The sequence below is a fragment of the Chlorobiota bacterium genome (assembly GCA_016700335.1).
GTDB lineage: Bacteria > Bacteroidota > Ignavibacteria > OLB7 > OLB7.
In genome coordinates this window covers 2,813,598-2,840,285 of sequence record CP065014.1, presented here as the reverse complement: position 1 = coordinate 2,840,285, position 26,688 = coordinate 2,813,598, and the positions used below count along the sequence as shown (strand labels likewise).

Here is a 26,688-nt window from a genome sequence, read left to right as displayed (position 1 = left end):
AAAAACCAATAATTAATTATGAATAACTTAATGAAAAAAAATGTAACATTAATAATTCTACTTTTTATTATAATAATTAGTGCACATTCACAACAAAAAATTAGAAATTATAATACAGTTTTATTCGATACTTTAAATCCTTCACCACCTAAAAATGCACAAGAAAGGTATTCAGCACTTTGGGGTTATACATCAAAAGATGGAAGAGAATATGCCTTGTTAGGTGGTTACAATGGTACTCATATAATTGATATTAGTGATAAGCCAATAAAGCAAGTTGCTTTTATTCCAGGAACTCCGAGTGGATGGAGAGAACTAAAAGCAGTAAATGGTTATGCATATGTAGTAACTGAAGGGAGTGGAGGAAATGGAGATGGACTTCAAATCATTGATTTAACTAAATTACCAACAAGTGCCACTCTAGTCAAAAATGATACTTCACTTTATAAAACTGCACACACTATTTCTCAAGAAGGTAGTTTTATTTACGTTCATGGAACACAAGCCCAAGCTGGTGTAAATGGTGGTACTTTTATTTATGATGTATCAATTGATCCAATTAACCCAAAAATTGTTGGGAAATGGACTGGAAGATATGTTCATGATGCTATTATCAAAAATGATACAATGTACTGTTCAGCTATAAATGATGGGAGATTAGATATTGTATATCTAGGCAAAGACAGAAAAAATCCTCAATTTGTTACTGATATTAGATACCCTGGTGCTGGAACTCATAACTCCGATTTAACTGTGAATAGTAAGTACATTATGACTACCGATGAGGTAGGAACAACTGCCAAAACTTTGAAAATATGGGATAGATCTGATATAAATAATATCTCAAAAGTGACAGATTGGACTCCATCGCTTGATGAAATTATTCATAATGTACATACAAAAGGGGATATTGCAGTTATTGCATGGTATACTGCTGGCACTAGAATAGTTGATATTAGTGATCCAATTCATCCTGCTGAAATTGGATACTACGATACTTACTTAGGTCCTAATGGTGGGTATAGCGGAAATTGGGAAACTTATCCTTACTTTAAAAGTGGTAAAATAATTGCTAGTGATATGCAAAATGGATTGTATGTTTTTAACATCTCAAAAGTAATTAAAGGTAGTATTAATGGAGTTGTAACTGATGCTGTAACTAAATTACCAATTGCGAATGTCCCAATAATTATACCAAAACTTGGTAAACAGATTCTTTCAGACAATCAAGGGAGATATAGTTATTACGGGGCTATTGACACTTTAAATTTTAATGCAGCTGTTATAAATTATTTTCCAACTTCTGGAAAACTGAATGTTACTAAAGAAGGAAATATATACAATATTGAAATGACTCAAATGGCACTTTCTAATTATAAAATTGTTGCTATTGATGGTAAAACAAAACAAGACATTCCGAAGTTTTCATTTAGAGTTATTAATAGACCAGAATATGGAAATTCAGTTGATTCTCAAATCCCAATTTATTTACCAAAAGATAGTTTATATCAGATATATGTTGGTGCTTGGGGTTTTAATTCTGAACTAGTAAGTACTACTTCTTCTAAAAATGGAATTATTAATGTGACTTTAAACAATGGATATTTTGATGATGCTGAACTTGATTTTGGTTGGTCATTTACAGATTCAAAAGATAAAGGTGTACTCATAAGTCATTGGGAAAAAGGAGTGCCTATTAGAACAAGAACACAGGTTCAAGGTCGTGGTTTAGTAGAGATTCAACCTGGAGAAGATCATTCTGCTAAATTCCCTTTCCAAAATAATGCATTTATTACTGGAATTGCTGGTTCTGAATCTGGAGCTGGAACAACTGATATTGACAGTGGAACTGTTACATTAACCTCCCCTATAATGGATTTAAGTTCATACACAAATCCAGTTCTCAATTGTTGGTTGTGGTATTCAAGAGATGGAAATGTTCAGAACTCACCTGATGATTCATTGAAAATATACATATCAAATGATGGAGGAGTAATTTGGAATTTAATTGATGTTATTGCAGATTCACCTCAAAAATGGTTTGAAAAAAGTTATAATATAAAAAAATTTGTAAATCAAACATCACAAACTCAGTTTAGAATTGTTGGATCTGATTTAGGAAATCCTTCATTAGTTGAAGCTGGTATGGACGATTTTAGTGTTTCAGATTTGATAGTAAAAAATGTTGATAATTATAGGGATGATACTACGTTCCTTGTAAAAGTGTTAGGTAATCCTGTAGCACAAGATATAATTTTTGAAATGATGCTTTCTGAACCTCAACAAAATGCTACTATTGAGATTTATAATATAACTGGTGAAAGAGTATTAACTTCAAATAAAAGAATTGCAAACTCAGGAAGAAGTGTTGTAAGGGTTCCAGCCTCTGAACTTCAAAGTGGAGCTTATAATTATGTTATTAAATTTATAAATACTCAAGTAACTGGAAAGTTCATTAAAGAGTAAGTTGTTAAAATAAAAATATTGAAACCCTGAAACATATTTCAAAATTGTTTCAGGGTATTTTTATTTATTATAGAGAAAGTCATTAATATTAAATTTGTTAAATGGATTCAATTAATTTGTTATTAGAAAAATACTTCGAATATCTTTTATTGGAGAAAGGTTTGGCGAATCTTACTTTGTATTCTTATAAATTTGATTTGCAGAGATACATTAAGTTTTTAAATGAAAAAAATATTATAGATCTAAACATTATAAACTCTAAAGTTATTCAAGAATTCATCTTTGTATTATGTGACATAGGCTTAGCAGGTAGCTCTGTTGCTAGAGCAGTTAGTTCAATAAGAGGTTTTCATGAATTTTTATTTTTAGAAAAAGAGACTAATTCGGATCCATCAGAAAATATTGATGTACCAAAGAAAACTCGGCATTTACCAAATGTATTAACTTATGATGACATATTAAAAATATTAGAAGTTGTGTTTAGTGACGATAAAAATACTAAATATGCAATTCGTGATAGAGCAATACTTGAAGTGATGTATGCAAGTGGATTAAGAATTACTGAACTAAGATTGTTGAAAATTTCAAACCTGATTTTTGATTACGATATAATAAGAATTATTGGTAAAGGTAATAAAGAAAGGATTGTTCCAATAGGTAAGACAGCTCAAATTTGGGTTGAAAAGTACAGAAAAGAATCAAGAATTTACTTAGTAAAAAAAAGTAAAGAAAATGATGACATATTATTCCTTAACTCAAGTGGAAGTGCTTTAAGTAGAAATGCTATTTGGGAAATGACAAAAAAATATGCTTCATTAGCGGGTATAAATAGTAATGTATACCCTCATATATTTAGGCATTCATTTGCTACACACTTGTTAGAAGGAGGTGCTGATTTGAGGGCTGTTCAGGAAATGTTAGGTCATGCAGATATTTCCACAACTCAAATATACACTCATGTTAATCGTGATTATTTAAAAGAGGTGCATAAAAGCTATCATCCAAGAGCTTAAATCTCTGTTTAATTTGATTACTTACTACTTAACTTCAATTCTAAAATTGATGAATCAATTTCCTTAACACCACTCAAACCACTTACTTTATCAATAATATATGACGGAGTTTCTCTAACAAAGCCTTGTTTATTAATAGCAGTAATTTTATATTTTATGAAACTTATACTTGATGGAATAAACCCCATGAAATGATTTCCAGTAGATCTTGAAATTTGTTTTTTAAAATCTATTAGTAAATTACCATTTTTATAAACTCCATCAATAGTTGCACTAATAATTGCATCACTTTGGTCGTAATTATCTGGCAATATATCTGCTTCAATTTTAATAGAATCAAAAGTAGATGTTGTAGTCATTAATTGGTTTGAATCTATTGGGGAATGAATAATATATGCTCCTGCACCCCACATGTATGATGCAAACTGTGGTAAAAATCTGTAATCAGAATTCCAAGTTGTATACATACTACCTAATACGTTTTTATGTTTTTCCATTTCTATTCTTGAATTTTTAATTCCATTAGAATTACCTGCATCATAGTAAGGTGAGGTAATTTGATTAAACCCAAGCTTTTCAAAAAAAGACATGCTTGCATCGAGCTTGCCTAAGTTCCAATTTGTTATAATTATATCTTTAGGAATATCATTCCATATTCCCCTTAGATCACCATTAATTAAATAATAATTATTCACAGCATTATGTAAAGAATCAACCATATCACTCCACATAAATATTCTGGAACTAGAGTTAATTTTCTTTATAATTTCAGTGCATTTTTTGATGTTATCTGCTAAAATATATCTCGGTGAAAGTTTTCTTTTATAATCAGAACTATCCCATCCAAAAGCTCTAATTTCATCATGACCCATAAAGAATGAATTCGAGTTGAATATTTTATTAACTCTTGAAACTTGATCTTCAATAAGAGTATATAATGTATCTTCAGATAATGAAACCATAACTGACCCAGACACGTCAATATCTGCCACACAGGTTAATGGATGATAATAAGATGCAATTAGAGTATCACCATTTTTGATTTTACCACCTATAGTTCTCTTAATGGGTGGAGGGGTATGATATATTCCAAAATCACCTTTAGTTTTATAAATCATAGAATCAACAATCGGAGAAAAATCTTTTCCTTCAACATATAACTCTTTTGTAACTTTATTGATTAACCATAAAGGTGTCCCTGCTCTTCTTAGAATGTTGCACATTCCTGCTGGTTGAATTTTGAAATCATCAATCCATATTGTACCAGACCTACCTCCCCATGAACCAACATATAAATTAATTGAATTGAAATTTAAAGTATTAAACCTTGTTTCAACTTTAATCCAACCATTTGATGTTTGAGGAATTGTAAATGATGTGTAAGTAAGTGATCTACCATTATTTAACCCACCATTACCCAATGCTAAAAGTCTGAATTCATCTGCTACAAAGTTTTGAGTCTTTACCCAAGCACTCATAGTATAATAATTAAAGGAATCGCACTGTAACGTCTTGTTAAAACGGCAATTACCAGAACTATTGCCTACTGTAAAATTTTCACATCTAGCACTTTTATACCCAGAATGAAAAACATTATTATCTACAAAAACACTTTGATTTGGTCCATCATAAAAAGACCAACCAGTAAACTGATCATTACTACCAACATTTTCAAAATCACCATTTATTAAAGTTACTCTACTATCTGGAATTATTCTCCCACTATCTTCTTCAACAAAATATTTGCTATAAGCTGGGAAGCCGGTTGCCAAATTCGGGTCATGAAATAGAAATTGACTCGACCAACCAATTCCGCATGTTGCAGGGATAACGTTGATATTCCCAAAATCGGCTATGCTTTTCATTTTGGAAACTGAATCAAAATAATTACTATTCATTATATTTAATATACCTAATTTATAATCCGATTGTTGTAGTCCGTTAAGTTTATAAATCGCCATCGTATCAAGTATATTCTTAATACTTTTAGTTAACTGAGTTAAAATATTGTGTTGTGAAAAAACATACCTAATTTCATAATCTGGATAATCCCAAATATGAGCACCAGATAATAAAATATTGTTTTTAGAATTATTAAAGAGTTGGATTAGAGTTGTTACAGAATTAAATATCCCATCAGAATCAGACCCAGATAAAATAATATTTTTAGAATTTATATCTAACACATAACCCTGCGATTTGAGCTTTAATTCTCCTTTGGGTATAATGTATTGTAATAAAGAATTCATTAATTTAGAGTTATTTCCACCAATATAAATAGCGTTTACATTAGTTATAGAATCAAAAACTTGTAGGGTATCACCTAATTTTTGTTTAATGATTTTTTGCAAAAATGAAATGCTTTTCGAAACTGACTTGGTGTTTCTATCAGTAGTAATAATTACAGTGCTTTTAGAAATTGTAAAACTTTCTCCAAAATGATTATAAGCTACTTTTGGTCTTGGTTGCAGAGCATTAATTTCTGCTGAAAAAATGTTACTTGAACGTAAACTTAATAAGCAAAAAGTAATTAATATTATTTTCATTTTAATTGTAAATTGAATTAAAATTTTAAATTGAATTAAATTTTAAATTTCAAAAAGTAAATTAAGTATTAAACATTTAATATTTAGTTTTACTCTAAAATAGATACATTGATTTATAATACACAATTTGAGATATTAAAAAATAAATAAATTCCTTAATTTGAAATACTTAAAATTTATTTAATGTTAAATCCTATATGAAAAAAGTTAAGTTACTACTTGGTGGTATAATGGTTATAACTGGAGTTCTTATAATAACAGGTATTTTTGATTTCAGATTTCAAAATAAGTTTTCAACTTCATTTAGAGTAATGTTTGGAATAGTGTTAATGTTAATGGGAGTATATAGGATTGTTATTCTCATAAATAAAAAAAATATTTAATTTAATTACCAACAATAAAAAAAAGGAGATTTCGTTCAATTGCTAACTAAAATTTATGGAATATATAATATGAGAAGTTCATTCTTAATTTTAATGTTAATTTCTTTATTTGTAATATCTGCTTGTCAAGAGCCAGATCCTAAATCAAATACTGCAACATCTGGTAAATTAATTTTATATGTAGATGAGTTGTATGTGCCTATAATAAAATCTTTAGTAGATTCTTTTAAAGTAAAGGTTCCTAAAACTGATATCACAATTGTTAGGATGAATTGCAGAGAGGCATTAGATAAACTTTTTCAAGACCAAGTCAACATTTCAACAAGTCTTGATACATCTGCATCTGTTGCCGCAATTGTTGGTAGGGATTTGATTTTAGATGAAAGAAACGCACTTGCAAAAAATGGAATCGCAATTAAAGAGTATCCAATTGCAAATGATGGATTGGCTTTAGTAGCTGCTAAAAACTCTAAATTAGAAAAAACAAATAAAGAAAATTTAATAAAAGCTTTAAATATTCCGGGTATGGTTTACAATGATTTAGATTCAAACAAAGGGATAGAAAAAGTAAATTTTATTCTAAATAATCAAAACTCTTCAAGTTATGAATCAATAAAAAAACAGTTAACAAATGGAAACAATATAAGAGCATTTGTCCAATTCTATTCAACGTCCGATTCTGTAATAAATGAAATTTCAAAATCTAATTCTATTTCAATTATGAGCTGGTATAGAGCTCATCAAGACTCCTCAAAAGTGAAAACACTTGAGTTAGGTTGGACTGATTCATCAAACATTTACCCACCTGTTATAGTTCATCCATCAACTTTAGTAATGGGGAGGTACCCAATAAAACAGACAATAACTGGCTATACTTTTGCAGTTTCAAATTCTTCAGCTGTAGGGTTTCTTGCATGGATATCAAAGAGTGGAATATCTCAAAAATATCTAGTAAGCAAAGGTCTGCAAGGTTTAAATATAAAATTTAAATTAACCGAACCAGATTCATGGGAAGAAGTTGAGGATATGAGTTTATTGTTGCAAAAATAATTTTTTTTAGTCAACATGAAATTAAATGATTCCTAGATAAATTGATTTTTACAAAATATTTTATTCAAAAATGATAATTTCGCAAATATTTAATAATCTTTTTGTAAAAATGGATGTCATTAATCATTAAAACAAGTAAAGGAGTATTAATAAAATATCTTATTAAAATTTTCAGAACTAATTCTAAAATGCAAAAAATGAAGCTCTTTTTTAAAGTTTCCACATTTATAATAATATCATTATTCCAATCACAAGGTCTATCAGCTCAAACTGAAATTGATAAAGCTCGTGTTGCAGTCATACAAGGGGATTTTACAAATGCTGCTAAGTTCTTTGATGAAGCTGTTAAAAAATCTCCAAAAGATAAACAGATCTTAATTGAAGCGGGAGACTGTTATATGGAACTTGATAACTATAATAATGCAATAAATTATTTTGAAAAAGCTTTTGAAATTGATAATAAAGATGCAATTGTTTGTAGAAAACGTGGAGAAGCATTTGTTTCAATTAACAATTTTCAAAAAGGGATTGAATCGATTAGAAGAGCAATGAGTTATGATAAAAACTCTTTAGAAAGTTACATGGCTTTAGGGAGAGCATATATTGCAGCTGGGAACGATTCGTTGAATAAAGCAGAAATAACAATTATCACTGCAAGAGATAAATACAAAACGTCTCCTGAACCTTTTTTAGCTCTTGGAGAGCTCTATTATACTCGTCAAGTTTATGAATTAGCAATTACTCAATTTAATGAAGCACTTTCAAGGGACACATCATTAGTTGAGCCGAGAGTTAGATTAGGTCGTGCTTATAGGGAAATGGCAAGACGTGATGATGATATTTCTCGTAAAAATGAACTTTACAATAAAGCGTTGAATGAGTTTACAATTGTTACTTACAAAGCACCAAAAAACGCAAGAGCTTGGTTTGAACGAGGTGAAATATATATGTTAGCTAATCAATTTGAAAAAGCTGGAGGTACTTTTAATGAATATGTCAAACTAAGACCAGAAGATCCTAGAGGTGATATAATGCTGTCTAGAGCAGCTTTTGATGGAAGATTCTTTAATCTTTCAATTGATCCACTTGAAAGAATTTTGATTAAGAAAGATTCACTTTCAATGTCTTTTATTCCAAAGGCTCAAATTATGTTGGCTAAATCTTACTTTGCATCTAAAAATTATTTGAAAGCTAGAGATTTATATAAAATAATTCCTGCTAACTCTCTTGACGATGAAAATTTTGGTTTTTATACTGAAAGCATAATGCAATCAGGTGGAGATACCAGTTTAGCGCTGATTAATTATAAAACAATGATTACAAAGAATCCAAAAGATTGTCAAGTTTATAAAGTTATTGCTAACATTTTATTTAAACAAAAAAAATATGATGAAGCTATAGAATTCGGAAATAAATATATGGAAGTATGTCCTGATCAACCTAAAGGAGCAATATTTCAGATTATAGGTTATTCTCATTATAGTCTAAAAAGGTATGATAAAGCAATAGAAGCATTTACAAGTTTACTGGGAATTGATACAACTATGTTAATTTCTTATCAAATGTTGATAAGTTGTTATTCTATTCAGAAACAAACTTCTAAAGCATCTGAAATTGCTAAATTATTATTGAAACGAAAATTTGATGAAAAATCACCTAAAGATGGTGCAATGGCTTATAAAATATTAGGCAAAGAAAAATTTGATGCAAAGGATTATAAACCTGCAATAGAATTTTTTGATAAAGCAATTAAATTAGTTCCAGATGATGCTCAAAATTATTTGTTTGTTGCTTATGCTTATCAACTTTTAAATGAAAAAGATAATGCTTGTAAATTTTACAAGTTAGTTCTAAAATATGACCCAAAGAACACTGATGCTCCAAAAAATATGAAGGCTATTGGGTGTGGATGAAGGAATGAAAATGAAATTGAGGTGTCTAACACAAAATCAGATAATATTAAAAAGCCAAAAAAGAATACTAAAAAAACTACCTCTAATAAAGGTAGGTAATAAAATTTCGTAAAATTAATTTAAAAAATATAATTTAAAATGAACAAAATGAAAATTACAAAAAGCTTAACTGTATTTATTGCATTGATTGCCTTATCATTTACAGTGAGTTTCGCACAACAAAAAATTGAAGTTTTAGATGGTTTAACTCATGATTGGGGTAAGGTTGCTCCTCAACAACTTAAAACTGAAATCAAAATAAAGAATACTGGAGATAAACCATTAAATATTAAAGAAGTACGTCCTGGTTGTGGATGTACTGCTAGTAAACTTGATACAAATTTTTTAAACCCAGGTGAGGTTGCAACAGTTAGTATTTCTCTTGATGCACATAATAAAGCTGGTGATATTACAAAAATTGTAACTATAACAACTGATGATCCAGTTAACCCTTCACTTGTTTATACATTGAAAGCGTTTATTAAAACTTCAATGACAATTACACCTGCTGAATATTTTCTAGCTAATGCACCTAAAATTTCGGTTGAAAGTGAAACAAAAGTCCAGATAACAAATTCTGGTGAGGAAAATTTAACAATAGAAACCCCTGAGTTTATAAGTGGTAACATGAAGGCTAGGTTTGATTTAAAAAAACCAGTTACCTTAAAGCCAGGTGAAGGAATGGAGTTAAAAGCTTATATTACTCCTACTGTTGGAGGTTCTATGAATGGATCTGTAAGAGTAAAAACTTCTAGCAAAGAACGCCCTGAAATCAATTTCCCTGTATATGGAAATGTTGAAGATCCTACACCACCATCTACACCAGCTACACAAGTTACTAATGGAAATAGTGTAAAAGAGATTCCAGTACTCAATCCAGATCTATCAACTCCAACTAATAATGGAGCTGGAACCGGTTCCGAAAAAGTAAAAGGAAAAGTATCAAAAACTTCAAATAAAAAGATTAAATCTAGTAGTAATAAATAATTTTGATGATAATCAAGTTGTAACTTTATGCGAGAAGGAATTAATTCTTTCTCGCATATTTTTTAAGTAATTTTTTTTTTGGATTGATGTTTGGAATTCAGTTGTTATATTTGTTCAATTAATCTTTTGTGTTTAAAAAAACACTCATGTTAATTTTCAGCGATTCGAATAATTTTTAATCTCTTTAATTATCTGAATTGCGAACTGTATTTCATGATTGAAACTCTTAAATGCTTTTCCTAAGCATAGAAAATGAAATCTATTTATCCTTTTAAAGATATATTTTAAGTTCGAATTTTACATTTCAACAATATTAAATTTTAATTCTGCTAAGATGAGAATACGCTTAGTCTTTACAATCTTTGCTCTGTTATTACTGACATCTTCTGTTAGTTTAGTTTTTTCTCAAGAAGGTCAGCAACAACCACCGAAAAAAGATACTTCTAATGTTATGAACCGTTTTAAGATTAGAAATCTTGGGACAGTTGTTAACACAAACAATTTAGAATATGCTCCAACAATTACTGCTGATGGGCGAACTCTATATTTCGTTTCAAATAGACCAGGTGGTGTTGGAGGTCACGATTTCTGGGTTACATCAAAAAAAGAAAGATTGGATACTGTTTTCACAACTCCTAAAAATTTAGCAAAACCAGTTAATACTAACCTAAATGAAGGGGTTGCTTCAATTGCTGCTGATGGTCAGACAATATATTTTACAGCATGTGAAAGGCCAGACGGTTTAGGAGATTGCGATATTTATCAGGCTGAACTTGATGGAACAGTATGGAAAAATATTAGAAATATTACTGAGTTAAATTCAGCTGAATGGGATTCTCAACCATCAATTTCTTCAGATGGTAAAACAATATATTTTGTATCTACCAGAGATGGTGCAATGGGAGGTGATGGTGATGTAGATATTTATGTTTCATTTAAAGGAGCTGATGGAAAATGGGGAAAACCTAGAAATTTAGGTTCACCTATCAACACACCTGCTCGTGAAGATAGTCCTTTCTTGATAGCTGGTGGACAAGTTCTTTATTTCTCATCTGCTGGTCATGGAGGTTTTGGTGGGCTTGATTTCTTTTCCTCAAAAGTTGGTCCTGATAAAAAATGGACTGCGCCAGAAAACTTAGGTAAACCATACAACACTCCTCAAGATGAACGTTTCATTACTCTTCCAGCTGCAGGAGATATAGTTTACTTTGCATCAGAAAGAACAGATTTATTTAATGCAGGTCAACTTGATATATTTATGGGGATTCTACCACCTAAAGTTGTAACAATATTAATATCAGGTAAAGTATATGATAGATGCACTAATCAAAATTTACCTTCTGAAGTGATTTTTATTAATGAAGAAACAGGAGATACAGTTCAAAGAGTTAAAAATAATGCAGCAAGTGGTGAGTATTCATTTGTAATGAATGCTGGAAAAGCCATGAAACTTAAAGGAATTGCAATTAGTAAAGGGTATCCAAATGGAATTGAATTACTACCAATTCCTGAAACAAAAGAATATAAAGAGTTAAAACAAGATTTTATTCTAGGTATGAGCCCAACTTTATCTGCAACATATGGGATATCAGACTATGTTAAAAATCTTCCTCCAACTGCTCCAGAAAAATCTCGTAATTTCCGTGGTTTGTTGATTGAAGAAGTTAAAGTTCGTGAGTTGTTCCCTTTATTGACATATGTATTTTTTGATTCTGGAAGTGCAGTAATTCCAGATAGATATGTAATGTTTTCAAAACCAGAAGAAACCGTTGGATTTGATGATGAAAAAATTCCTGGGGGAACAATGGAAAAATATCATAATATGTTAAATGTGATTGGCTTTAGAATGAAGAAATTTCCAGACGCCAAAATCTCAATTGTAGGTTGCAATTCTGATGAACCAAAGTTGAACGAAGTTAAAGAGGTCTCTGAAAAAAGAGGGCAAATTGTATATGATTATCTTACAAAAATTTGGCAGATTGATCAAAGTAGAATAAAATTAGTTCCAGCAAGGAACCTTCCTGAAAGAGTTTCTAACAGACGAGATCCACTTGGAATTGTGGAAAACCGTAGAACTGAAATAAACTCAGACGAATGGGATATAGTAAAACCTATTCTTCAAGTAGAATACAGACTTGCACCACAACCTGATACTATGCATTTCCAGATGAAGAATGGAATAAATAATGATTTAGTTGCAAGACGTGCAATTGAAATAAAAAGAAATGGTAAAATGTGGATGGTTATGGGTAACGTTGGAAAAACAGATGCAGTTTCACCTGAATATAATTGGGGTAAGAATGGCAATGTTGATTCAATTCCAGGGGCTTTAGATACTGGAGCTTATCAAGCTCAATTGGTAGTTTATAGCAAAGATGGAAAAGAATGTAGATCTAATATTGTTGACATACCTGTAAGATTTGTTTCAAGTCAAATTAAAAGGTTAGAAACAACTTCAGATAAAACTATTGATAAATTGTCTCTTGTATTATTCAAGTTTGATAGTCCTGAACCAGGAACATTAAATGATAGAATTTTGAGAGAATTTATTTATCCAGAAATCAAACCTGGTGCTAAAATTCAAGTTACAGGTTATACTGACGTTGTTGGTTTGGATGATCGTAATATGACTTTATCAGGTCAAAGAGCTAAGTCGGTTACTGGAGGTATTCAGAAAAATGTTAAATCAGGTATTTATCAATCACTAGAAGGAAAAGGAGTTGGTGAAACTGACCCATTGTATCCTAATGATTTACCAGAAGGTCGTTTTTATAACAGAACTGTACAAGTTATTATCGAAACACCAATTTCAACAACTCCTTAACTAATAATTAACTATAATTAGCCTGTTCAACGAAAAGAATTTATTCGTGAACAGGCTATTTTTTTAAATATTTAACAATATGATAAAAGATCTTAGGGAAGAATTTAATTCAAAATTCCATGAAAGAAGTTACCATTCTTTTTTGAAAAGATTAGATTACAGGTTTCGTTCTGAAATATTTTTTAGAGTTGCAGAAACCCCAGTTTTTATACCTAATAATTTCAGAAAGATATGTGAAAATGCTGCAATTGATATTTCAATGCAAGCACATAATCATGATTATTTAAAAGAGACTAATAATATAATCCCATCTAAATATTTAACAATTAATCAAAAAGAAAGGTCTCAATTTATAACTGTTGATTTTGCAGTTACATTGGAAAATGGTGTAGCTACACCCAAACTAGTTGAACTCCAAGGATTCCCATCTTTAATGGGTTACCAATTAGCTTTAGCAGAATTATCTTTAGAGCATTACAGACTCCCAACAAATTTATCATACATAAATAGTGATTTAAACAGAGTTGAATATATAGACTTATTAAGAAAAGTTATTGTAAATGATGAAGCTCCAGAAAGCGTTGCTCTTATGGAATTAGACCCTTTTCATCAAAAGACTTTACCAGATTTTATGATGATTAAAGAACTTTTAGGAATAGGTATTGCAGATGTTAGATATATAAAAAGTCATGGTAAAGAATTGTTTTACGAAAGTAATGGAGAACTTCATCCAATTAAGAGGATATTTAACAGAGTAATATTTGATGAGTTAGAAAGAAAAAATATTAAAACTAATATAAATTGGAATGAGGATTTAGATATTGAATGGATAAGTAATCCAAATTGGTTCTATAGAATTTCAAAATTCACAATTCCATTTTTGAAACATAGTACAGTTCCAGAAACAATATTATTAAACAAAATTGATTTTCTTCCTAAAGATTTAGAAAATTATGTTTTAAAACCTTTATTCTCATTTTCTGGGAACGGTGTTATCTTATCTCCAAACTCTAAAGATATTAATAACATTTTGCATAAAGAAAAACAAAACTATATTTTGCAAAGAAGAATTGATTACGCTTCTATAATTGATACTCCAGTTGGGGATACTAAGTTAGAATATAGAATAATGTTAGTATGGCCTGATGATGAAGTCAAACCAATCCCAATTATGGGGCTTGCAAGGTTAGGAAGAGGTCCAATGATGGGAGTTGATCACAACGCAAATATGACTTGGATAGGTTCATCATGTGCGTTGTACGGTTAAAAATGTAAACACTTTTAATTGTAATTTTAGTCTTTTTTATTGTTGCAAAAATTGAAATTATAATCTATATGGATTCATTTGAAATCATTTTTTTAAGAAAAACTATTTTCAATGAACGTTTCAAATGTGTTCAACTACTTATCTTTGTAAATGAAATCATCAAAATCACAGAAATTAATAATATAAATGGCTAACGAATCAAAAAATATCATATTAGGTAAAGAAAAGGTAATCCAAAAACAACAGGTTAAACAATCATTTACTCAATGGCTTTGGTCTTGGATAAAAACAATTGTTCAAGCACTAGTTTTAGTAATGTTCATTAATGGGCTTTTGGTTGCTAATTTTGTTGTTCCTACTGGTTCAATGGAAAATGAAGTTATGACTGGCGACTTTTTATGTGTTAATCGTTTTATTTTTGGTGGATCAACACCACAAACTTTACCATTTTTTAATACTCAATTGCCTTTTTACAAATTTCCTGGTATACGCGATCCCAAAAAAGGAGATGTTATAGTATTTATTTTCCCTGGAATGAGAGAGCAAGTTAAAGCTGATGAGTTTCAATATTATTTAAAAAGATGTGTTGCAACAGCTGGAGATTCTTTAGAGGTTAGAAATAAAAAGGTGTTTATTAATGGAGTTGAGCAAGCAGTTCCTAAAAATGCAGTATTTATTGATGGTCAATCAGATCCAGATGATAAAATGCGTACCTTCCCTGAAGGTGCTGGTTTTACTAAGGATAATTGGGGACCGGTTAGAATACCAAAAAAAGGTGATGTGATTGAATTAACCAAAGATAATTATAGTATGTGGCGCGTATTTATTATGAGAGAAGGACATAAAGTTGAAATTGATGGATCAGGTTTAGTTATTGATGGTAAAAGTATTAACAAATATACAGTAACAAGAGATTACGTTTTTGGAATGGGTGATAATCGTGATAATTCATTAGATAGTCGTTATTGGGGATTTATTCCATTAGAAAATATTGTTGGTACTCCTTTGTTTGTTTATTGGTCTTGGGACACAAATATGCCCTTTGGTCAAATGGCTGAAAAAATAAAAACAATTCGATGGGGACGTATCTTTAATGGAGTAAATTAATCTTTTTAAATTAAAATTTTTATAGTAAAATGAGTTTTTTAGGATTAAAATCAAATTCAATTTTAACCGCTACGGCGGTTTTATTTTTCATTACTTTGAATGTTTATTCTCAAAATAAAGAAGAAGTATTTGATAAACTTGGCATAAGAGAAAATTTAGGTGATAAAATAAACACTCAATATGTCGAAATATTACCTATTATTTCACCCGATGGTAAAACATTGTACTTTGATAGAAAATATGATAAGAATAATGTTGGTGGAGAAATGGATGATGATGATATCTATTATAGTGAGTTATTGCCTAATGGCAAATGGTCTGAATGTAAAAATATTGGTTCACCACTTAACTCAGTAGGGTCTGATGTTCTTTTTTGGATTTCACCTGATGGGAATAAAGCTCTAGTTCATAGTGGTAATGTCACAGGAAATAAACGTGTTGGTTTTGCAATTGCTGATAAGATAAATGGTAAATGGCAAACTCCTAAAGCTATTAATATAGATGGACTAACAGATATTGGTGAAGTTTATTATGCCACTATGTCGAGCGATGCAAAGCAGTTGATTATTGCATATAGTGCCGATACAACAAAACAAAATCCAAGGGCATTAGATATTTATGTATGTTTTTCGACAAGTAAAGATTTGTTGAAATGGACTAAACCTAAAAATGTTGGATCAGAGATTAATACTAAAGGGTTTGAAGGAGCACCATTCTTAGCAAGCGACAATAGAACTTTATATTTTATATCAGATAAGGAAGGTGGGTTAGGAAGTGCCGATATTTATTTATCAAGAAGAAAGGGTGATAGTTGGACATCATGGGGAAAACCTATTAATTTAGGTGCTCCAATTAACACTAATGGATTTGAGGCTTCCTTATCAATTCCTTCACAAAGGGATTACATTTATATTAGTTCTGCTGGAAACGCTAGTGAGGATAATTATGGTTCAGCAGATATTTATCGCTTTAAACTTCCAGATTCCTTAAAACCAATTAAGTCAGTTATAATTAAAGGTTCGCTTACAGTAAACGGAAAAGGAGCTAAAGGATTAATAAGAGTTGAAGAAAATGGAAATGAAGTTGGTTCAACATCTAGTGATGAATTAGGAGTATTCAATTTTGTATTGCCAAGTTCTAAGAATTATACATTTACAGGTTGGGCAGAAGGTTGTGATGAAAAAAAGGTTCTAAAAAATGTTGGTAATAAAGACGAAATATTTGTAAAAATTAGTCTAAATAAAAAAACATCAGTACAAAAAAGTGAGAAGATTGAAAAAGTTAAAGAAATTAAAAACATAGATAAAAAATGTTATGTGTATTTTAATACGTCTTCTGCTGAACTTTCTAAATTAGCACAAAAAAAATTAAAGAATTTTACTTATAATAATGGTAAGATATTTGTAATTGGTCATACTGATAGCGATGGTGAAGAAATTAATAATCAAGAATTAAGTAAAAGAAGAGCAGAAAATGTAAAGAAATACTTAATAGAAAACGGAATCTCAGATAACAATTTATCAATTGAATATTTTGGTGAAATGGAACCTATCTCATCAAACAATACGAATAAAGGAAAATCTTTAAACAGAAGAGTAGAGGTTAAAATTCAAGAGTAAAATTGGTTATTTCATTTCAAGATTTATTAAGTTCTCAAATTTTTTATATATCTAAATAAAAAATTGTTTGTTCATACAATAATCCTGACTTATTTTTGTTAACTTGAATTTTATAACAAAAATTTTTTATAACTAAACTATTTAAAAACTACGGCTACATTTCAACCAAACAACAAACCCCGTCCTCCAATTAAAAGTACAGGAGGTACGACTGGAGGTGGTACTTTCAACAGAACACCATTCACACCAAACAGACCTTCAAATACTGGCGCTAGATCAGGAGGAAATTTTGGTAACAAAGGAGGACCTGGTAATTTTCGAGGTGGTAACAGAATTAACGACCAGATTAGAGCTCTTTCTGTTCGAGTTATTGATAATAATGGTGATCAGTTAGGGGTAATGCAAACAAGGGAAGCAATTGCTTTGGCTGAATCAAAGGAACTTGATTTGATTGAAATTTCATCAACTAGTGAGCCACCAGTTTGTAAAATATCAGATTATGGTAAGTTTAGATATGAACAGCAAAAGCGAGAAAATTTAGCTAAAAAGAATCAGCATCAGCAGCAAATGAAGGAGATTAGGTTGCATCCTAGAACCGACAAACACGATGTAAACTTCAAATTAACACATGCTCGTGAATTTTTAGGTGAAGGTGATAAAGTTAAATTTACGGTAATATTTAAAGGAAGAGAGATGGCTCATCAGGATATAGGAAGACAGTTGTTAAGTGGAATTCTTGAAGCGCTCAAAGATGAATCAAAGATTGATAGTCCAATAAAAATGGAAGGGCGAAATATGTCATTAGTTCTTTCTCCAGATAAAAAAAATAAGAAAACAGAAGATATAATCAAATAAAATAAGATGCCAAAACAGAAATCACTAAGCGCAGCAAAAAAGCGTTTTAAGGTAACAGGATCAGGTCGCATCAAACGTGAGTCTGCTTTTCGTAGTCATATTCTGACTAAGAAATCTCCAAAAAGACTACGCCAATTGCGTCATGCTCAAATGGTTGCTGATGTGGATGTACCACAGATTAAAAGAATGCTTGGAATGTAATTTGAAATTAATTATTGGGAGTAAAAGTATTTTTATATGAAATACTTTTCTGATCTTTCAATTGAGAACTAAACAATCTTGTACAAGTCAACGCGCTTGTTTATTTAATTTAGATAAGCGACGAAAACAGAAATCGCACAGATGCTTGACTGTACTTAACTTTTAACTAAAAAATCTGTAAAACAAAATGCCTCGTTCAAAGAACAAAGTCGCTTCGAGAAATCGAAGACGCCGAGTATTAAAGCTCGCAAAAGGTTATTGGGGTGAAAGGAGTAATGTCTGGACAATCGCAAAAAACCACGTTGAAAAAGGTTTAACTCACGCATACCGTGATAGAAAACTCAATAAAAGAAATTTCCGCCGTCTATGGATTGTACGTATTAATGCTGCAGCTCGCATTAACGGTACAACTTATAGTAGGCTAATTGATGCTCTCAATAAGAAAGGATTAGATATTAATCGTAAGGTTTTAGCTGATTTAGCTTATTCTCAACCTGATGTATTTAAATCAATTGTTGAACATGTTAGATAAAATTATCTTTTGACAAAACTGATTTTGTCATTTTTTAAAATAAAAAAAGTCCTATAATTTTATATTAATTGTAGGACTTTTTATTATAAAAAATAATAAATTTATATTATTTAATCATTTCAGCTCCGATATGCTTTATGCCTCTAGCATTTGATAAAATCAATTGCTTTTGTCTTTCTTTAATTGCTTTCATTTTCTTCTCAGATATTTTACCATAACAATACTGACAAGAAATACCTTCTTCATATAAATTAGAATTTAAGTCTTCTTCATTCAGAGTACTTCTACAAGCAAAGCATAATCGAGATTCTCCTTGAATAAGAGTATTACCAACGGCGGTCCGTCCGTCAAAAACAAAACATTCTCCTTCCCACAAACTATCCTCAACTGGCATATCTTCTATATACTTAAGAATGCCACCTTGTAAATGATAAACTTCTTCAAACCCTTGATCGAGCATAAAAGCTGTAGCTTTTTCACAACGTATTCCACCTGTACAATACATTGCAATTTTTTTATGTTTTTTAACGTCAAGATTTTTTTTTACAAAATCAGGGAATTCTGTAAAAGCATCAGTGTGAGGATCAATTGCTCCTTTAAAAATTCCAACTTTAGTTTCATACTCATTACGAGTGTCAATCAATAAAACATCATCTCTAGAAATTAACTTATTCCACTCTGGCGAAGAAACATAAACACCTACTTTTTTTGTAGGATCTATTCCATTCACACCTAATTTTACAATTTCCTTTTTAATGATTACTTTTAACCTGAAAAATGGCTCATCATCATGAAAAGAATATTTCGGATTTATATCGGAAAACACATTAATTTGTTTTAGTTTATCAATAAATAAATCCAAGTTTTCAGGAGTTGACGAACAAGTCGAATTAATGCCTTCTTCAGCCAATAAAATTGTTCCCATTAGGTTACAAGACTTTGCTAAATCTGTTATTATGATTTTAAGGTTATCTAAATCTGTTAGTTTAACAAATTTGTAAAATGCACCAATTTTATAACTATACAACTTTGTCATTTTATTTTATATAAAAAATTCAATTGTAATTTAATTTGATATTAATAATTAATTCAGTAAAATTAAATCAATATTTTATTTTAAAAAGAAATTGTTTCATCAAAATTTATAAAGAAATATTAATTAATTCCAATTATAATTCTTTCCAACCATTACCAATTTTGTATTCAATTTTCATTACAGGATGTATCTCCCAAATTGATCCACGGGTTTTCCCTATTTCATCAGGATGTTCTGGGTCAAGTAATAGCCATCCAGAAATTCTTACTTGCGTTTTATCTAAAATTAAATGACCAATATTGGATAAAGTCCAATTAGGTTTATTCGCTTTTACTCTAGGAGTTGGCTCAATAACAATCGACTTAGTTCTATCATCGTCTTGGTTTTGTGTAAGCCAAACATGAAAATCTTTATCGGAGTCTAAAGCACCATGACAATTACAACTTTCAGAACCTGACTTTTTAGCTTTAACTAAGTAACCTTCAACAACTATTGGAGAACCTTCATATTTAGCAATTTCTTTAGTATTTTCTTTGCTCCAAAATTTACGATTTTTCTTTTCAAGCTCAATGGGCCAAGTTAAGTTAATTAGTGTTTCAAAAGGAATTGGAATATAATCACTTTCATCAATTCTATTTTTTAAGATATTTAATTTCGGATCACCTCCATCACCTTCAGGAGGGCAGCCATTAAATTCTTGAACTAAAGGATTTGGTTTTTCAATTTTTGAGAAATCTATTTGTTGCAAGTCATTACCAGTGCTTGTGTTCGGATCTTTATGATTTATGGTATCTGATTCAATCAATGTACTAGATCGATCTTTAATGGTGTTACATAACCAGCCTACCAAAGATAATAAAAGAACTACAGCAATTACTATTGATAATTTTGACTTCATTTTATTAATTTGATTGAGTAATTCAGATGATGAATTTGTGTGAACTATATTCAAATTGCTTTATAATATTAAATTCAAAATTAAACATTAATAATTGAGTAAAAGCTAAAGTTAAAATACTTAATTTATAAAATAATAAAATTGAATTAATTTCCCAACTTTAATATTAATTTAGATTTAAAATTTAGTTGAAAATATAAAAGCAAATTGTTCAATAACTATATATAAATAAAATATTCTTTAATACAAAACAAACAATTTATGAAAAACATTTACTTTTTTAAATTTCTCATCATTAGTAATTTATTAATAATGAGCTCGAAGATTATTGCACAGCCACAATCTTGGCAACCAAGAGGAATTGGTGGTGGAGGGGCTTTGTTTTCTGCTAGTATTTCTCCCATTGATAAGAATGAGATTTATTTATCTTGTGATATGTCCGAACTTTTTCATTCAAAAGACTTTGGTAATAATTGGACTTTTGTTCATTATAATCAAATACAATCAAATAATACTCGTTCAGTTGTAAGGTTTACAAACGACCCAAAAATTCAATATACTATTAATTGGTCTGGGAATGATGTAGCAACACCAGTAAGAACAAACGATGGTGGTGAAAACTGGAAAAAATTAAATAATGATCCAACAAATGGTGAAGCATTTACATTGTGGGCAGATCCACATTCTACACAAAGACTACTAATAAGTGATTATAAAAATTTATATTTCTCAAATGATGGAGGAGAAATTTGGGTGAAAAAATACAGTGATAATACAATGTGTTATGTGGCAGGTGTATTTTGGGATTCTGAGAAAATTTACATTGGAATTGACAAAGGTTTGTTAATATCAAAAGACAATGGAGTTACATTTAATTATGATCAAAAAAGATTTCCAACTCAGACTGATAAAATGGTTTCTTTTACTGGAGCTAAACAAAACAATATAACAAGATTCTTTTGTGTAACGCTTGGCTCTGGCGATGTTTACCCAGGTTTAACTGGAGCTGAATACAGTAATTATCAGCATACAATGTTTCTTGAAGATAATTCTCCAAGTTGGGAAACATGTGAAAATGGTTTGATTCACAGCGATAAGCCATTTTTTGTTGGTATGGCCGAAAATGATATAAATACAGTTTATCTAGCTGGTGGAAGCGATGATGGAGTGCCAATTGTTATGAAAAGTATTGATGGAGCTAAAACTTGGAAAAGTGTATTTAAGACTTCACTAAATGAAAATATCAAAACTGGATGGCAAGGTAAAGGAGGTGATAGAGAGTGGAGTTATGATGAATATGCTTTAGGGTTTGCAGTGTGTGCTACAGATGTAAATAGATTAGTTTTAACTGGTTTAGGCTTTCCTCATGTTACTTCTGATGGTGGAAATAATTGGAAACAAGCTTATATTGAAAACTCAGCACAGAATAACTCTGGTTCAGTTACTCCAAAGGGAAAATTTTATAAATCAATTGGAATTGAAAACACTACAAGTTGGCAAATTATGTGGTCAGATAAAAATACAATGTTTGCTGGGTTTGCAGATATTAAAGGAATCAGAAGTATAGATGCTGGTAATTCATGGCAACATTGTTACAATAACCTTTCAACAAATGCTGTTTACTTTACAACTAAAAATCCTACTGGTACTCTTTATGGAGCAATTTCAAGTGTTCACGATATGTATCAAAGTACTTACCTTACTGATGCAAGAATTGATGGTGGAAAAGGAGGAGTGATAACTTCTAAAGATAATGGTATGACATGGACAATTTTACATGATTTTCAACATCCAGTAATTTGGTTAGCTTTGGATCCGAAGAATCCAAATATAATGTATGCTAGTGTTATTCATTCTACTCAAGGAGGAATTTATGTTTCAAAGAATTTAAACAATGGTGTAAATTCAACTTGGACAAAGCTAACAGCTCCCCCAAGAACAGAAGGCCATCCATATAATATTCAAATTCTTAATGATGGTTCATTGTTAGCTACTTATAGCGCTAGAAGAACAAATGCTTTTACACAAAGTTCAGGGGTATTTTTATCAATAGATGGTGGCATTAGTTGGTTAGATAGAACAGATAAAGTAAATATGGGATATTGGACGAAAGATGTTGTTGTTGATTTAGCAGATGTTGAACAAAAAACATGGTATGCTGGGGTTTGGAGTGGTTACGGAGGACCTTCTAACAATAAAGGGGGATTATACAAAACAACTGATAGAGGTTTAAATTGGAGTCTGCTATTAGATTTACCATCTAAAGTTAATAATACAAACAGGGTATCATCTTCTGCTATTAATCCAAGTAATACAAATGAAATGTACGTTACCACAGAAACAGATGGACTTTGGTTTACAAATAATTTACAAAGTATAAAGCCAACTTTTAAGCAAATTTCAAGTTATCCATTCAGACAACCAGAAAGAGTATTCTACAACCCATATGTAAAAGACGAAATTTGGATTACAAGTTTTGGGAATGGATTGAAAGTGAGTGCTTCAGGGACAACAACAGTAAAGAATAGTGATAAACTAAATTATAAATTACTGTTAAAATAAAATAATTTAGTTTAATAAATTTACTTTAGTAGCTAGTATTATTGTTTAAAATAATGCCTTTATATTGAATTGAGAAATCAAATATAAAGGCATTATTTGTAGATTATCTAATCATCAATTTTAGCTATAAATAGAAGCTTTTTACCATTAATAATTTCAATCTTTTTTCCATTTAATGAAATTAGATTTTCTTCCTTAAATTCATGAAGAATTCTAATTAAGGATTCTGTTGCAGTGCCAACTATGTTTGCAAGTTCTTCCCTGGTAAAAATTACATTCAGAGTTTTGTTGTCATCTTCAGTCCCATAACATTCTTTAAGATTAATTAAAGTTTCTGCTAATCGCTCTCGAATTGGTTTTTGAGCCATACCAACTATTTTATTTTCTGCTTCTTTCAAATCATTTGATAATTTAATTAACATCTGATTTGAAAGTTCTGGGTTAGATTTTAACATTGTTAGAAAATAACTTTTAGGGATAAAACAAATTGTTGAGTCTTCCATAGCTTGAGCAGTTGCTCTATATGGCTCATTTACAATTAATGATCTATATCCAATAACATCACTATCTTTAGCCAAACGAAGTATCTGTTCTTTACCACGCTCACCTAATTTAGATAATTTCACTTTTCCATGTTTTACACAATACAAACCAAATGGATACATCCCCTCTTTAAAAATAGTTTGTCCTTTTAAAAATTTTGTACATCCTTTATTAGACATTAATTCTGCTAACTCATTTTTTAAGAGCCCACAAAAAATACTCTTCCCTCTGGATTCGCAGTCGTTACATACTAAACTATTATTTAAAATTTCCATTCAATAGATATAATTAAAACTATAGATACAAACCTAAATAATAAAAATAAATAAACTGATATTAATCATGTTTTTATTCAAATATTTTTAACAAATTAGCATTCTTATAATTCAAAAAAAATTATGATTAAAGAAGTTACAACTAAATGTTATCATTGTGGTGAAAGTTGTGGACAGAGTATAAATTTCGATAATTTTTATTTCTGTTGCGATGGTTGCAAGTCGGTATATCAAATATTAAAGGATAATGATTTATGTTCATATTACTCTTATTCAGATTATCCTGGAGAATTAAAAAATAAATCATTATCTAAGAATTACAAAGTATTAGATGATAAAGATGTTATAGAGTCATTCATAAGATATAAAGAGAGCTTCTATTCGGTTACCACTTTCACAATTCCAAATGTACATTGTATATCATGTATTTGGTTATTGGAGAATTTAAGTAAAATTGATAATGATATAATTAAATCAAGGTTAGATTTAAACACTAAGATTTTAACAATTCATTTTAAAAATGATCGGATTAATATTCGATCAATATCAGAATTACTTGATAAAATTGGATATCCACCACTTTTAAATTTAGATCAAATTGAGGGGAAAGTAAAAACAAGTTATAATAAAACTCTACTTATAAAATTAGGAATCGCTGGTTTTTGTTCAGCGAATATAATGATGTTTAGTTTCCCTGAATATCTTGCAAAGTGGGGTGTAATTGAACATGATTTAAAATTAGTTTTTACCTATATGAGTTTAATTCTATCCCTACCAGTTCTTTTTTATTGTGCATCAGATTATTTTAGAAATTCCTTTCAAGGTATTAAAAATAGAGTTTTCATTTTTGATTTACCAATTGCAATAAGTTTTATTTTTACGTTTACAAGGAGTTTGTATGAAATTATTTCAGGTACTGGTTCAGGATATTTAGATTCATTAACTGCATTAATTTTCTTGTTATTAATTGGAAAGTATGTTCAGCAAAGAACTTTTCATTCTCTATCATTTGAGAGAGACTATAGATCTTATTTTCCATTATCAGTAACTCTAATTACAGAAGATGAAATTGAAGAAAAGAGTATTCCAGTAAACAAAATTAAAATTGGAGATAAGCTGAACATTAGGAATATGGAGCTTATTCCAGCAGATTCTATTTTAATAAATGATTTTGTAAATATAGATTATAGTTTTGTTACTGGTGAATCGATACCAGTAACTAAATCTAAAGGTGATATGATTTTTGCAGGCGGTAGAGTTCTTTCATCAGCTGTAAAAATGGTAGTAACCAAACCCACATCTCAAAGCTATTTAACACAATTATGGAATGAAACAACCCCAAAAAATTATGATTACATTTCTCTTACGCAAACAGCAGATAATATTGCAAAGTATTTCACTTTTGCATTAATTATTGTGGCTGTTGTTGCAGGAATTATAAATTATAATTATGGTATTACTAGAATGATGAATGCTGTTACATCAGTATTAGTTATAGCTTGCCCTTGTGCATTAGGAATAGCTATTCCATTTACGTTTGGGAATATAGTCACATTTCTAGGAAGAAAGAAAATATATTTGAAAAATACGAATGTAGTCGAAAATATAGCACTTACAACCGATATTGTTTTTGATAAAACAGGTACGATTACATCATCAAGAGATATAACTTTAAGTTATTTAGGAGAAGAGTTAAGTTATGACCAAAAAGCAAAAATTTGTAAGTTAGTTTCAAATTCTTTACATCCAGTAAGTAGGGGGATAAAAAAATATCTTAACATTAATTCTAATTATAATGCAGATAATTTTGAGGAGGTTCCTGGAATTGGAATTTCTGGAATTGTAGATGGTGATTACATTCAGATTGGTTCTATAGATCATACTTTGAGTATGTTTCATGAAGATGGAATAGCAAAAAACTCAGTATCATTTGTTTCAATTAACAACAAACAATATGGTAGATTTGAAGTAATTCAGAAATATAGAGAAGGTATATTTGATGTAATAAAAAAATTAGATTTTAAGTATAGATTACATTTAGTTTCTGGTGATAATGATTCGGAACTAAATTTTCTATCTAATATATTTAATGTTAAAAGAATTAGGTTTAATCAAAGCCCTCACGATAAACTTGAATATATAAAAAATCTTGAAATAGTTGGTAATAAAGTTATGATGATTGGAGATGGGCTTAATGATTCAGGTGCTTTAATGAGCGCTAATACTGGTGTATCAATAACAGAAGATGAATCATCTTTCACTCCATCTTCTGAAGTTATTTGTCATTCAGATTCTCTGAGTTTATTGCCAAAAGTTATAGATTTCTGTAACAAAGGGAGGAATATAGTTCTGGTTTCATTTGGAACAGCACTCCTATACAATATAATAGGTTTGTCGTTTGCAATCAATGGAAATCTTTCACCTTTGATTGCAGCTATACTAATGCCGATTAGTTCTACAACAATAATTATTATATCGTTAATTGGTACAAAATATTATTCAAGAAAACTAAACTAAATATTAACTTATAAAAATTGATTTAAAAATTATTTTAGATATTAAATAATTTGAT

The 26,688-nt window shown here is 29.9% G+C and carries 19 protein-coding genes; 15 read left to right on the top strand and 4 right to left on the bottom strand.

Annotated elements, in window-relative coordinates; all coding sequences use genetic code 11:
* The first annotated feature begins 30 nt into the window (after positions 1–30).
* The gene (locus IPP08_11535) at positions 31–2,466 is read left to right on the top strand and encodes a choice-of-anchor B family protein (protein ID QQS66377.1); all 2,436 of its coding nucleotides are present in this window, start codon (positions 31–33) and stop codon (positions 2,464–2,466) included.
* Between the two features lie 101 nt (positions 2,467–2,567).
* Positions 2,568–3,479 carry a site-specific tyrosine recombinase XerD gene (gene xerD, locus IPP08_11530; protein ID QQS66376.1) on the top strand — a complete coding sequence of 304 codons (912 nt, stop codon included), beginning with the start codon at positions 2,568–2,570 and terminating at the stop codon, positions 3,477–3,479.
* Between the two features lie 17 nt (positions 3,480–3,496).
* Here xerD and IPP08_11525 read toward each other — a convergent pair whose 3' ends face one another.
* The gene (locus IPP08_11525) at positions 3,497–6,025 is read right to left on the bottom strand and encodes a family 20 glycosylhydrolase (protein ID QQS66375.1); all 2,529 of its coding nucleotides are present in this window, start codon (positions 6,023–6,025) and stop codon (positions 3,497–3,499) included.
* 197 nt (positions 6,026–6,222) lie between these two features.
* On the opposite strand from IPP08_11525, the gene IPP08_11520 reads away from it, so the two are divergent.
* The 11 genes from IPP08_11520 (at position 6,223) to rplT (ending at position 18,802) form a co-directional block, all read left to right on the top strand.
* Positions 6,223–6,408 carry a hypothetical protein gene (locus tag IPP08_11520; GenBank protein QQS66374.1) on the top strand — a complete coding sequence of 62 codons (186 nt, stop codon included), beginning with the start codon at positions 6,223–6,225 and terminating at the stop codon, positions 6,406–6,408.
* Positions 6,409–6,477: 69 nt separating this feature from the next.
* Positions 6,478–7,458 (top strand): substrate-binding domain-containing protein, encoded by a 981-nt coding sequence (locus tag IPP08_11515; protein QQS66373.1) that lies wholly within the window; start codon positions 6,478–6,480, stop codon positions 7,456–7,458.
* Between the two features lie 197 nt (positions 7,459–7,655).
* Positions 7,656–9,371 carry a tetratricopeptide repeat protein gene (locus tag IPP08_11510; GenBank protein QQS66372.1) on the top strand — a complete coding sequence of 572 codons (1,716 nt, stop codon included), beginning with the start codon at positions 7,656–7,658 and terminating at the stop codon, positions 9,369–9,371.
* A gap of 147 nt (positions 9,372–9,518) precedes the next feature.
* The gene (locus IPP08_11505; protein ID QQS66371.1) at positions 9,519–10,397 is read left to right on the top strand and encodes a DUF1573 domain-containing protein; all 879 of its coding nucleotides are present in this window, start codon (positions 9,519–9,521) and stop codon (positions 10,395–10,397) included.
* 334 nt (positions 10,398–10,731) lie between these two features.
* On the top strand, positions 10,732–13,221 hold the full coding sequence (locus tag IPP08_11500; protein QQS66370.1) for a PD40 domain-containing protein: 2,490 nt from the start codon (positions 10,732–10,734) through the stop codon (positions 13,219–13,221).
* Between the two features lie 79 nt (positions 13,222–13,300).
* Positions 13,301–14,488: a hypothetical protein gene (locus IPP08_11495; GenBank protein ID QQS66369.1), complete on the top strand. Its 1,188-nt coding sequence runs from the start codon at positions 13,301–13,303 to the stop codon at positions 14,486–14,488.
* A 186-nt stretch (positions 14,489–14,674) separates the two neighbouring features.
* Positions 14,675–15,595, top strand: coding sequence for a signal peptidase I (gene lepB / locus IPP08_11490; protein ID QQS66368.1), 921 nt, complete (start codon positions 14,675–14,677; stop codon positions 15,593–15,595).
* Positions 15,596–15,624: 29 nt separating this feature from the next.
* Complete coding sequence (locus IPP08_11485; protein QQS66367.1) at positions 15,625–17,214, top strand: OmpA family protein; 1,590 nt, start codon at positions 15,625–15,627, stop codon at positions 17,212–17,214.
* A 333-nt stretch (positions 17,215–17,547) separates the two neighbouring features.
* Positions 17,548–18,069, top strand: a complete 522-nt coding sequence (locus tag IPP08_11480) for a translation initiation factor IF-3 (protein ID QQS67885.1) — start codon at positions 17,548–17,550, stop codon at positions 18,067–18,069.
* A 6-nt stretch (positions 18,070–18,075) separates the two neighbouring features.
* Entirely contained in the window at positions 18,076–18,270 is a 195-nt protein-coding gene (rpmI, locus tag IPP08_11475) for a 50S ribosomal protein L35 (protein ID QQS66366.1), read from the top strand.
* Between the two features lie 187 nt (positions 18,271–18,457).
* Positions 18,458–18,802 (top strand): 50S ribosomal protein L20, encoded by a 345-nt coding sequence (gene rplT / locus IPP08_11470; GenBank protein ID QQS66365.1) that lies wholly within the window; start codon positions 18,458–18,460, stop codon positions 18,800–18,802.
* A 106-nt stretch (positions 18,803–18,908) separates the two neighbouring features.
* Here the strand turns inward: rplT and IPP08_11465 are convergent, their stop codons facing one another.
* A complete protein-coding gene (locus tag IPP08_11465) occupies positions 18,909–19,838 on the bottom strand; it encodes a rhodanese-related sulfurtransferase (protein ID QQS66364.1) in 930 nt (309 codons plus the stop codon).
* Positions 19,839–19,971: 133 nt separating this feature from the next.
* On the bottom strand, positions 19,972–20,736 hold the full coding sequence (locus IPP08_11460; protein ID QQS66363.1) for a hypothetical protein: 765 nt from the start codon (positions 20,734–20,736) through the stop codon (positions 19,972–19,974).
* A 312-nt stretch (positions 20,737–21,048) separates the two neighbouring features.
* On the opposite strand from IPP08_11460, the gene IPP08_11455 reads away from it, so the two are divergent.
* Complete coding sequence (locus IPP08_11455; protein QQS66362.1) at positions 21,049–23,298, top strand: hypothetical protein; 2,250 nt, start codon at positions 21,049–21,051, stop codon at positions 23,296–23,298.
* 107 nt (positions 23,299–23,405) lie between these two features.
* Here the strand turns inward: IPP08_11455 and IPP08_11450 are convergent, their stop codons facing one another.
* Positions 23,406–24,116 carry a Crp/Fnr family transcriptional regulator gene (locus IPP08_11450; protein QQS66361.1) on the bottom strand — a complete coding sequence of 237 codons (711 nt, stop codon included), beginning with the start codon at positions 24,114–24,116 and terminating at the stop codon, positions 23,406–23,408.
* 123 nt (positions 24,117–24,239) lie between these two features.
* Between IPP08_11450 and IPP08_11445 the strand changes: the two genes are divergently transcribed.
* Positions 24,240–26,633, top strand: coding sequence for a heavy metal translocating P-type ATPase metal-binding domain-containing protein (locus IPP08_11445; GenBank protein ID QQS66360.1), 2,394 nt, complete (start codon positions 24,240–24,242; stop codon positions 26,631–26,633).
* Positions 26,634–26,688 lie beyond the last annotated feature (55 nt).

Bases quoted from the DNA above. Each gene is read 5' to 3' on its own strand.
- IPP08_11535 (QQS66377.1), top strand. From the start codon at position 31: ATGAAAAAAAATGTAACATTAATAATTCTACTTTTTATTATAATAATT.
- xerD (QQS66376.1), top strand. From the start codon at position 2,568: ATGGATTCAATTAATTTGTTATTAGAAAAATACTTCGAATATCTTTTA.
- IPP08_11525 (QQS66375.1), bottom strand. From the start codon at position 6,025: ATGAAAATAATATTAATTACTTTTTGCTTATTAAGTTTACGTTCAAGT.
- IPP08_11520 (QQS66374.1), top strand. From the start codon at position 6,223: ATGAAAAAAGTTAAGTTACTACTTGGTGGTATAATGGTTATAACTGGA.
- IPP08_11515 (QQS66373.1), top strand. From the start codon at position 6,478: ATGAGAAGTTCATTCTTAATTTTAATGTTAATTTCTTTATTTGTAATA.
- IPP08_11510 (QQS66372.1), top strand. From the start codon at position 7,656: ATGAAGCTCTTTTTTAAAGTTTCCACATTTATAATAATATCATTATTC.
- IPP08_11505 (QQS66371.1), top strand. From the start codon at position 9,519: ATGAAAATTACAAAAAGCTTAACTGTATTTATTGCATTGATTGCCTTA.
- IPP08_11500 (QQS66370.1), top strand. From the start codon at position 10,732: ATGAGAATACGCTTAGTCTTTACAATCTTTGCTCTGTTATTACTGACA.
- IPP08_11495 (QQS66369.1), top strand. From the start codon at position 13,301: ATGATAAAAGATCTTAGGGAAGAATTTAATTCAAAATTCCATGAAAGA.
- lepB (QQS66368.1), top strand. From the start codon at position 14,675: ATGGCTAACGAATCAAAAAATATCATATTAGGTAAAGAAAAGGTAATC.
- IPP08_11485 (QQS66367.1), top strand. From the start codon at position 15,625: ATGAGTTTTTTAGGATTAAAATCAAATTCAATTTTAACCGCTACGGCG.
- rpmI (QQS66366.1), top strand. From the start codon at position 18,076: ATGCCAAAACAGAAATCACTAAGCGCAGCAAAAAAGCGTTTTAAGGTA.
- rplT (QQS66365.1), top strand. From the start codon at position 18,458: ATGCCTCGTTCAAAGAACAAAGTCGCTTCGAGAAATCGAAGACGCCGA.
- IPP08_11465 (QQS66364.1), bottom strand. From the start codon at position 19,838: ATGACAAAGTTGTATAGTTATAAAATTGGTGCATTTTACAAATTTGTT.
- IPP08_11460 (QQS66363.1), bottom strand. From the start codon at position 20,736: ATGAAGTCAAAATTATCAATAGTAATTGCTGTAGTTCTTTTATTATCT.
- IPP08_11455 (QQS66362.1), top strand. From the start codon at position 21,049: ATGAGCTCGAAGATTATTGCACAGCCACAATCTTGGCAACCAAGAGGA.
- IPP08_11450 (QQS66361.1), bottom strand. From the start codon at position 24,116: ATGGAAATTTTAAATAATAGTTTAGTATGTAACGACTGCGAATCCAGA.
- IPP08_11445 (QQS66360.1), top strand. From the start codon at position 24,240: ATGATTAAAGAAGTTACAACTAAATGTTATCATTGTGGTGAAAGTTGT.